This is a genomic window from Amycolatopsis sp. NPDC059021 (assembly GCF_042739895.1).
Lineage (GTDB): Bacteria > Actinomycetota > Actinomycetes > Mycobacteriales > Pseudonocardiaceae > Amycolatopsis.
Map to the genome: position 1 here is coordinate 175,881 of NZ_JBHYIQ010000001.1, position 9,803 is coordinate 185,683.

Sequence of the window (9,803 nt, forward strand, 5' to 3'; positions counted from 1 at the left end):
GAACCGGCTCCCACGCCTCCAGCTCCCACGCCTTCGGCGCCCGAGCCGGACCGGCCGGTGCTGGCGGTGGTGGTCGAGGTGATCGGGGAGCGGACGGGCTATCCGGCGGAGATGATCGAGCCGGGCTTGGATCTGGAAGCCGATCTGAGCGTGGATTCGATCAAGCGCGCGGAAATCGCGGGGGAGCTGGCGTCGCGGCTGGGGCTGTCCGGTGCGGATCTGGACGTCGAGGAGTTGTCGAAGGCGCGGACCGCGGCGGGGATCGCCGAACTGATCGGTGGCCGCGCGCCTGCCGCGCCATCGGTTCCGGCTGCCGAGCCGGGCAGGTCCGTGCTGGCGGTGGTGGTCGAGGTGATCGGGGAGCGGACCGGGTATCCGGCCGAGATGATCGAGCCGGGCCTGGATCTCGAAGCCGACTTGAGCGTGGATTCGATCAAGCGCGCCGAGATCGCCGGAGAACTGGCGAGCAGGCTGGGACTGTCCACTGCGGACTTCGACGTCGAAGAGCTGGCCAAGGCCCGGACGGCGGCGGGTATCGCGGACCTGATCGACGGCGAGCAGCCCGCCGCGCCGACGGAACCCGAGAAGCCCGGCGAAGAGCCACCGGTCATCGTCGCGCCGAAACGCCTGGTGATGACGCCGTTCGAGCTGGAACCCGCCGTCGTGGACGTGGCCGGGTCCCGGTTCCTGGTGCTGGGCGACGGCGAGCTGGCCGACGCGGTGGCCGCGCGCCTCACCGGGCTCGGCGCCGACGCGGTCCTCGCCACCGCGGTGCCCACCGGGCAGACCTTCGATGGGGTGGTGCACGCGGATCCGGTGCTCCCGGAGGCGTTCGAGCCCTACCGCACCGTGCTCGCGGCCGGACCGCGCTGGCTGCTCGCCGCCGGGCCCCGGCCAGGTTTGCGTGGATTCTTCCGGTCGGTGTCGCGGGAATATCCGGACACCGTCGCGAGGGTGGTCGAACACCCGGCGGGCACGGACATCGACGAGGTCGCGGCCGGGCTCGTCGCGGAACTGACCACTGTGGACCGTGAACCGGTGGTGCTGCGGGACGGCGACACCCGCCGCGGCCTGCGGATGACCGAAGAGCCGCTCGGCCTGCTCGGCAGCACCGGCGCCGGTCCGGCGGGCGACGGCGCGGCGGAGGCCGAGGCGATCGGCCTCGGCCGGGACTCCGTCGTCCTGCTCGTCGGCGGGGCCAAGGGCATCACGGCCCGGTTCGCGACGACGCTGGCCGCGGCGGCCCGGTGCCGGTTCGAGCTGCTCGGCCGCACCCCGGTGCCGCCCGCCGAGGAGGACCCGGCGTTCGCGAACGCTCGTGACGCCAAGGAAATCCGTGCCGCGCTGATCGCGAGTGGACAGCGGGTGCCCGCCGAGATCGAGCGTTCGGTGTCGCGGATTCTCGGTGAGCGCGAGGTGCGGAGCACGCTGCGGACGCTGGCCGAACTGGGCGCGCCGGTGCGTTACCAGTCGGTCGACATGCGGGACACCGAGGCCGTGCACCGCGCGATCAAGGAGATCCACGCCGAACACGGCAGGCTCGACGGCATCGTGTACGCGGCAGGCGTCATCGAAGACAAGCTCATCGCCGAGAAGCCGCCGGAGTCGTTCGAGCGGGTGTTCGGCACGAAGGTCGACGGCGCGCAGGCGTTGCTCGACGCGACCGCCGAACTCCCCGCTCCGCCGCGGTTCGTGGCGTTGTTCGGGAGTATCGCGGCGACGCTGGGCAACAGGGGCCAGTCCGACTACGCCGCCGCGAACGACGCGCTGGAGAGTTTCGGCCGCCGCTGGCCGGTTTCCGGCAGGGCGGTGACCGTCCACTGGGGACCGTGGGCGCCGACCGGCACGCACGACGGCATGGTCACGCCGGAACTGATGCGGGACTACGCCCGGCGCGGGATCGAGCTGATCGACCCGGAGGAAGGCACCATGAGCCTCCTGCGTGAGCTGGCGTGGGGCCCGGCCGACGCCGCGTCGGTCGTCTACACCGCTTCGGGGTGGTGACGTGCCGGACCCGGTCGCGATCGTGGGGATGTCGGTGCTGCTGCCCGGCGCCCCCGACCTCGGCACCTACTGGCGGAACCTCGCCGGTGGTGTCGATGCCATCACCACCGTCCCGGCGGAGCGCTGGGACGCGGTCCACTACGCCCCGGACGAGCCGTCGCGGGCGGACCGGATCTACTGCAGGCGCGGCGGTTTCGTCGACGAACTGGCCGAAGTGGACGTCACGGGATTCGGGATCATGCCGAACTCCGTGCCCGCGACCGAACCCGACCAGCTGATCGCGTTGCGGGTCGCCGCCGAGGCCATCGCCGACGCGGGCGGCCCGGAGCGGCTGCCCGGCGAACGGGCGAAGGCGGGGGTGATCCTCGGCCGCGGCGGTTACCTCACTCCCGGCCTGGTGCGGCTCGATCAGCGCGTCCGCACGGCCACCCAGCTGGTCCACACCCTGAGCGAGCTACTGCCCGAGCTCGGCGCCGACCGGCTCGATGAGGTCCGGGAAGCGTTCACCGCCCGGCTCGGCCCGGAGGCGCCGGAGTCCGCGATCGGGCTCGTGCCGAACCTGGCCGCGTCGCGGCTGGCCAACCGGCTCGACCTGCGCGGCCCGGCGTACACAGTGGACGCCGCGTGCGCGTCGTCGCTCATCGCCGTCGACCACGCGATCCGAGAACTCCATAGTGGACGGTGCGACGTCGTGCTGGCCGGCGGAGTCCATCACTGTCACGATGTGACGTTCTGGAGCGTGTTCAACCAGCTCGGCGCGTTGTCGCCGAGTGAACGCATCCGGCCGTTCCACCGCGACGCGGACGGCGTGCTGATCGGTGAGGGCACCGGCGTCGTCGTCCTGAAGCGGCTCGCCGACGCCGAACGCGACGGGGACCGAATCTACGCGGTGATCACCGGGACCGGAGTGGCGAGCGACGGCCGCACCGCGAGTCTCGCGAATCCCGACACCGGCGGCCAGGTCCGCGCGGTCCGGCAGGCGTGGGAGGCCGCCGGTCTCGACCCCGCCCGGCCGGGCGCGCTGGGCCTGCTGGAGGCACACGGCACCGCGACCCCGGCCGGCGACGCGGCCGAACTCGCCACGCTGGCCGAGGTTTTCGGCACGCCGGGGGACACCGCGGTGATCGGGTCGGTCAAGTCGATGATCGGGCACACCATGCCCGCCGCCGGGATCGCCGGGCTGATCAAGGCCGCGCTGGCCGTGCACCACGGCGTCCTGCCGCCGACGCTGCACTGCGACGATCCGCATCCGGATCTCGCGCGGACCCGGTTCGTCCCGCTCGACGCGGCGCGACCGTGGGAGGGCGACGGCGTGCGCCGCGCGGGCGTCAACGCGTTCGGGTTCGGCGGGATCAACGCCCACGTCGTACTCGAACAGGCGCCGGACAGCGCTGCCCCGGTCGTGTCGGTGCGCGAGCCCGAACGGGTCGTGCGGCTCGCCGCGTCCACAGTGGACGAGATGGCGGCGCTCCTCGACGGCGCCGACCAGGACGTCCTCGCCCGCGAGAGCGGGGAGGGGCCGGTACGGCTCGGCATCGTCGATCCGACGGCGAAACGTCTCGCGCTGGCACGGAAAGCGGTCGCACGGGGCAAGGGCCTCAGCGGCCGCAACGACGTCTGGTTCGCGCCGCACCCCTTGCTGCGCAGCGGAAAACTCGCGTTCGTCTTTCCAGGACTGGAGGCCGAGTTCACGCCGAACTGCGCTGATGTCGCACGGCATTTCGGACTGTCGTGGCAGCAGGCGGACGTCGAGATCGGCGACATCGGCAGGCACGGCGCCGCGGTGTTCGGGCTCGGCAGGCTGCTGCACGCCGCGCTGGTACGGCTCGGCGTGACCCCGGACGCGCTGGCCGGGCACAGCCTCGGCGAATGGACGGCGATGGCGGCGGCCGGGATCCACGCCGAGGACGAGGTCGACGCGTTCCTCGCCGGATTCGACCCGGACGCGCTGGTGGTCCCCGGTCTCGCCTTCGCCGCGATCGGCGCGCCCGCGCCGCGGGTACTGTCCGAACTGGACGGACGCGAGGACGTCGTGCTCTCCCACGACAACGCGCCGAACCAGGCGATGATCTGCGGGCCGGAGCCCGAGGTCGCCGAGCTGGCCGGCCGGTTCCGCGACCAGGGTGTGCTCGCGCAGGTGCTGCCCTTCCGGTCCGGGTTCCACACGCCGATGCTGCGGCCGTACCTCGACCCGATCCGGGACGGCGCGGAGCGGCTGAGCCTGAATCCGGCCCGGCTGCCGGTGTGGTCGGCCACCACGGTGGCGCCGTACCCTGCCGACACGGTGGCGGTGCGGGACCTGTTCGTCCGTCATCTGCTGGAACCCGTGCGATTCCGGCCGCTGATCGAGGAGATGTACGCGGCGGGCTTCCGCGGGTTCGTCCAGGTCGGCGCCGGGCAGCTCGGCTCGCTGATCGACGACACCCTGCACGGCCGCGAACACCTCGCGGTGTCGGCACATTCGCCGCAGCGTGACGGGCTCGCACAGCTGCGGCGCGTCGCCACCGCGTTGTGGGCCGACGGCCTGGACGTCGATACGAGTGCGTTGCCCGGCGGCCGGGCGGTCGTCCGCCGGGGCAAGGCGGTGAAACTGGACCTGGGCGGCAAGCTGGTCTCGCTGGACGACCGGACCCGGGCCCGGTTCACCGCGCCCGCGCGTACGGAGTCCACTGTGGATGGTCTCGACACGCTGGCCGCGCACGGCCCGCTCGCCGCCGAATTCTCCGCGTTGCTCAAGGACACCGCCGCGCTGGCGACGGACGTGCTCGCCCAGCGCGGCGCGCGACCGGCACGGCGGCGCGTGGTCGCGCCCCGGGAGTTGCGGACCACGCTCACCGTGTCGATCGACACCATGCCCTACCTGCTCGACCACTGCTTCTTCCGGCAGCCCGAGCGGGCCGAACCCGCCGATCGGTGGCCGGTGGTCCCGGCGACGACGGTGATCGAGCACCTCATGGGCTTCGCCGAGCAGGCGGTGCCCGGACGGCACGCCGTGGCCGTGCACGACGTGCGGCTCACGCAGTGGATCACCGCGATCCCCGCGGTGACGGTCCCGGTCCGCGTGGTGCCGCAAGGCCGTGACCGGGTGCTCGCATCGTTGGAGGGGTATTCGCAGGCCGTTGTCGAACTCGCGCCGGACTACGCGCGGCGCGCGCCGGAGCCGTGGCGGTTCGCGGCGTCCGAGGAGAGCGAGCCGGAGCTGACCGCGGCCGAGTTGTACAGCGAGCGCTGGATGTTCCACGGCCCCGGGTTCCAGGGCGTGCAGGAGCTGATCGCAGCCGGGGAGAAGCATGTCCGCGCGGTGCTGACGACACCGGCGGCGCCCGGCGCGCTGCTGGACAACGTCGGCCAGGTACTGGGCTACTGGATCATGTCGCGGCTGCCCGAACGGAGCACGGTGTTCCCGGTCGGGATGCGCGAGATCCGGTTCCACGGCCCGCATCCCGCGCCGGGGGAGCGGCTGGAGTGCCTGGTGCGCATCACGAACGTCACCGATACCGAACTCGAGGCGGATATGCAGCTCGTCCACAAAGGACAGGTGTGGGCCGAGTTCACCGGCTGGCGCGACCGGCGCTTCGACAGCAACCCGGCGATCCGCCGGGTGGACCGCAGGCCGGAGCGGTACACGCTTTCACAGGCACGGCCGGAGGGCTGGGCGCTGGTCCGCGAGCAGTGGCCGGACCTGGCCACCCGCGACCTGATCATGCGCAACATGCTGGCGGGAGCCGAACGCGAGGCCTACGAGGCGCATCCGCCGCGCGGCAGGCGGCAGTGGCTGCTCGGGCGGATCGCGGTGAAGGACGCCGTCAGGCACTTTTTGTGGGATAACAGCTTGTGGGATGAGGGCGCTGGCGAGATCTTCCCGGCGGAACTGCGGGTCGGCAACGACAGCGCGGGGCGCCCGTTCGTGACCGGCGCCTACGGGCGGACGCTGCCGGACCTCACGGTGTCGCTGGCGCATCGCGGCGACGTCGGCGTGGCGATCGCGCGGCCGTGGCCATGCGGGATCGACGTCGAGGAGGTCGCGCCGAAAGCCGCGTCCACACTGGCGGTGGCGTTCGGCGACGAGGAGCGGGTGCTCTTCGACGAGGTGTCCGCGGACGCCCCCGACCGCTGGTTCGCGCGGTTCTGGACCGCGAAGGAAGCCGTCGCGAAGCTCCGTGGCACCGGACTGCGTGGCGAACCGCGGGACTTCGAGGTCGTCGAAGCCGGGCCGGAGCGGTTGACGGTTCGTGCGGGCGGGCGGGATTACCTGGTGCGCTGCCGCGACATCGAGCACGCGCCGCGCGCGTATGTCGTGGCTTGGACGGAAGAAGAGAAGGAGACAGAGCTGTGAGCATCGAGACGGCGCGTCCGGAGACGGCCGCGGAAGAGGCGACCGTGCTGGCGGACCTCGCCACCATGCTGCGCGGGCTGCTGGACGAGTACGGGCTGGACGACGCCGAGATCACGATGGACACCACGTTCCACGACGATCTCGAACTGGAGAGCGTCGACCTCGTCGCGCTCTCCGGCCAGCTGCGCGAGCACTACGGCGAGCGGGTCAACTTCGCGACGTTCATCGCCGAACGCGATCTGGAGGAGATCATCGCGCTGACCGTCGGCGAACTCGTCCGGTATATCGTGACGTCGCTCCGCGCGGCGGCAACCTCGTGAGCAAGGTCCGCGCGGGCGAGCTGGACGTCCACGTCCAGCGGCTGTCCCCGCCCGATACCGAGGCGCCGATCCTGGTGTGCGTCCACGGATTGCTGACCGACAGCCTTGCCAGCTACTACTTCACGCTCGGGCCCGCGTTCGCGGAGCGGGGGATCGACGTGGTCATGTACGACCTGCGCGGGCACGGCCGTACCACCCGGCCCGCGTCCGGCTACCGGCTCGAACAGTTCGTGGACGATCTGGACGCGCTGCTCGACGCGCTCGGCATCACGCGCCCGGTGCACGTCGTGGGCAACTCGTTCGGCGGCTCGGTCGCGTACGGGCTCGCCGCCGCCCGGCCGGACCGCGTCGCCAGCGTCATCGCGATCGAGGCCGAACCGCCGACGCCGGTGTGGACCCGGCACATGGCCGACGGCCTGGCGGACGCGAAGAACCGGCTCGCCGTCGAGGGCGCGTTCGACTGGATCGCGGCGAACCACGGCGCGCACACCGCCCGGCTTTCGAAGGCGGCGAACAAGATCCTCCAGGCCACGACGATGGCCGAGGACATCCCGCACAGCAGCACCATCGATCCGGACCTTTCGGCCGTGCGGTGCCCGGTGCTGGCCGTGTTCGGCGGCGACTCGGGGCTGTCGGAACAGGTCCCGCAGCTCGAAGCGAGCCTGACGCACTGCCGGACGCTGGTGCTGCCGGATCAGGGACACTCGGTGCTCGTGGAACGCACCGCGGAAACGATCGACGCGATTCTCGAGTGGATCCACGAGACCAGCCGGAGCCGGGCGGCGGTGCAGGCCTAGTGGCCCGGTTCCTCTTCGTCGTCCCGCCCCTGACCGGGCACGTCAACCCGGCCGCCGGGGTCGCCGCGGAACTGGCCGCGCGCGGCCATCACGTGGCCTGGGCGGGGCACGAAACGGTGCTGCGCAAGCTCGCCGGGCCCGGCGCGGAGATCTTCGGCTGCGCGATCCCCGAGACCGGACCCGTGCGGACCCCGGATCTGAAAGGCCCCGCCGCGCTGCGGTTCCTGTGGGAGGACTTCCTGATCCCGCTGGCCGACGCGATGGCACCCGGTGTGCACGCCGCGATCGACACGTTCGGTCCGCACGTCGTGGTCGCCGATCAGCAGGCGCTGGCCGGCGGGCTGATCGCCGACGCGCGCGGGCTGTCGTGGGCGACCTCGGCGACGACGTCGGCCGAACTGATCGACCCGCTGGCCGGGATGCCCAAGGTGGCCGCCTGGGTCGACGAACTGCTCACCGGGCTGCGGGCGCGGATCGCGGGCGGCCGGGGCACGGCGGATCCGCGCTTCTCCCCGCACGGCGTCCTCGCGTTCACCACCCGACGGCTGCTCGGCGCCGCCGAACTGCCGCCCGCGGTGTGGCTGGTCGGCCCGTCGATCACGGCTCGTCCGTCCACAACGGACTTCCCGTGGGCGTGGCTCGACGCGGAGGTGCCCACCGTGCTCGTCACGCTCGGGACCGCGAACGCCGACGCCGCGGCGGGATTCCTCACCGCGGCCGCCGGGGCGTTCGACGGCACGGACCGGCGCGCGGTGATCGTGGATCCCGGCGGCGTGCTGGGGCCGACGCCGGAGAATGTCTTGGTACGCCGGGAAATCCCGCAGCTCCCGTTGCTGGCTCGGATGGACGCCGTGGTGTGCCACGCCGGGCACAACACCGTCTGCGAGGCGCTGTGGCACGGCGTCCCGCTGGTGGTCGCCCCGATCCGCGACGATCAGCCGATCGTGGCCGGGCAGGTCGCCGACGCCGGGGCGGGCGTCCGGTTGCGGTTCGGCCGCTCGGACGCCGGGCGCATCGCGGACGCGGTCGGGAAGGTCCTGACCGAGCCCGGCTATCGGCGCGCCGCCGAGGCGATCGGGCGATCCTTCCGTACCGCCGGGGGCACACGCGCCGCGGCGGGTCATCTCGAGCAACTGGCACTGGAGCGCCTCAGCCGCCCGGCGCGGGAATCCGGCAGCCTCCCGCGCTGAGCGCCACACTGGGACCATGGGAGTTCTGGACGGACGATCCGTGGTGGTCACCGGGGCGGGGCAGGGCTTGGGAAAGGCGTTCGCGCGGCACGCGGCGGCGGCCGGGGCCGCGGTCGTCGTCAACGACATCGACGCGGAGTCAGCCGAGGAGACCGCCGAAGACATCAGGGCGGCAGGGGGACAAGCGGTCGCGGATGCCGGAGATGTTTCCGATGCGGCATATGCGTCTTCACTGATCGAACGCTGTGTGAGCGAGTTCGGCGGGATCGACGGCCTGGTCAACAACGCGGCGGTGAACTATCACGTCAAGCCGTGGGAGGACGACGACGCGGACCGGACCCGCGCACTCGTCGAGACGAACGTCCTCGGACCGCTGTACTGCGGTTCCGCCGCGTTGAAGCGGATGGTCGCCCGGCGATCCGGGGCGGTCGTGAACCTGACGTCCGGGTCGATGATCGGCCAGCGCGGGGCCGCCGCGTATTCGGCGTCGAAGGGCGCGGTCGCCTCGCTGACCTACTCGTGGGCGGCCGACGTCGGCGAGCACGGCGTCCGCGTGAACGCGGTGTGCCCGATCGCGTGGACGCGGATGATGCGGGAGAGCCCCAACGCGCGCCTGCACGGGAACCCCGCGCTGACACCGGACCTGGTCGCACCGCTGGTCACGTACCTGCTCAGCGACCTTTCGGCGGCGTTGAACGGCCAGGTGCTCCGGCTCGCCGACGGGCATCTGCACGTCGTCCGGCAGCCCGCGGTCAAGGCGCCGGTGCTGCGCCGGGACGTCTGGGACGTCGAAGACATCGCGGACGCGGTGGCGGGCGAACTCGCCGCGGCGCTCGAACCACCGCCGCCGGAGCGCTGGTTCCTGGGCGGGTTCACCGCATCAGGTGATCAATCCACAGTGGAGCGGAGCTGACCCGGCCAATACGTTGAAGGCCGGACAGCCGGGAGGGTGCGATGACGACGACCGTGGACAGCGGACGGCAGGACACCGCGCCGCCGGAGCTGAGCCGCAAACGGGTCAACGCGGTGTTCGCCGCGGTCATGCTCGGCATGCTGCTCGCGGCGCTGGACCAGACGATGGGGGGGGCCCCGCGGCCCCCCAAGCGCGGCGGGACTCGCGGCGGCCGGCCCCCGGGCGGGGGTGTGAACGCCGACC

General features: G+C 72.4%; 7 protein-coding genes. All 7 read left to right on the forward strand.

The genetic code is table 11. The annotated features are described in order from the left end of the window. Positions 1 to 2,004 (forward strand): SDR family NAD(P)-dependent oxidoreductase (locus ACFWX1_RS00705; RefSeq protein WP_378382692.1); only part of this gene is annotated, 2,004 nt, incomplete at its 5' end. Positions 2,005 to 2,032: 28 nt separating this feature from the next. Then, positions 2,033 to 6,340: a beta-ketoacyl synthase N-terminal-like domain-containing protein gene (locus ACFWX1_RS00710; RefSeq protein ID WP_378382742.1), complete on the forward strand. Its 4,308-nt coding sequence runs from the start codon at positions 2,033 to 2,035 to the stop codon at positions 6,338 to 6,340. Then, positions 6,337 to 6,660: an acyl carrier protein gene (locus ACFWX1_RS00715; protein WP_378382693.1), complete on the forward strand. Its 324-nt coding sequence runs from the start codon at positions 6,337 to 6,339 to the stop codon at positions 6,658 to 6,660. The genes ACFWX1_RS00710 and ACFWX1_RS00715 overlap by 4 nt, the downstream gene beginning before the upstream one ends. Next, positions 6,657 to 7,457: an alpha/beta fold hydrolase gene (locus ACFWX1_RS00720; RefSeq protein ID WP_378382694.1), complete on the forward strand. Its 801-nt coding sequence runs from the start codon at positions 6,657 to 6,659 to the stop codon at positions 7,455 to 7,457. Before ACFWX1_RS00715 ends, ACFWX1_RS00720 begins: the two co-directional genes overlap by 4 nt. Further along, positions 7,457 to 8,647, forward strand: a complete 1,191-nt coding sequence (locus ACFWX1_RS00725) for a glycosyltransferase (RefSeq protein WP_378382695.1) — start codon at positions 7,457 to 7,459, stop codon at positions 8,645 to 8,647. The genes ACFWX1_RS00720 and ACFWX1_RS00725 overlap by 1 nt, the downstream gene beginning before the upstream one ends. 16 nt (positions 8,648 to 8,663) lie before the next feature. After that, positions 8,664 to 9,560 (forward strand): SDR family NAD(P)-dependent oxidoreductase, encoded by an 897-nt coding sequence (locus ACFWX1_RS00730; protein WP_378382696.1) that lies wholly within the window; start codon positions 8,664 to 8,666, stop codon positions 9,558 to 9,560. 41 nt (positions 9,561 to 9,601) lie between these two features. Then, the coding region (locus ACFWX1_RS00735) for a hypothetical protein (RefSeq protein ID WP_378382697.1) at positions 9,602 to 9,803 on the forward strand (202 nt) is incomplete at its 3' end.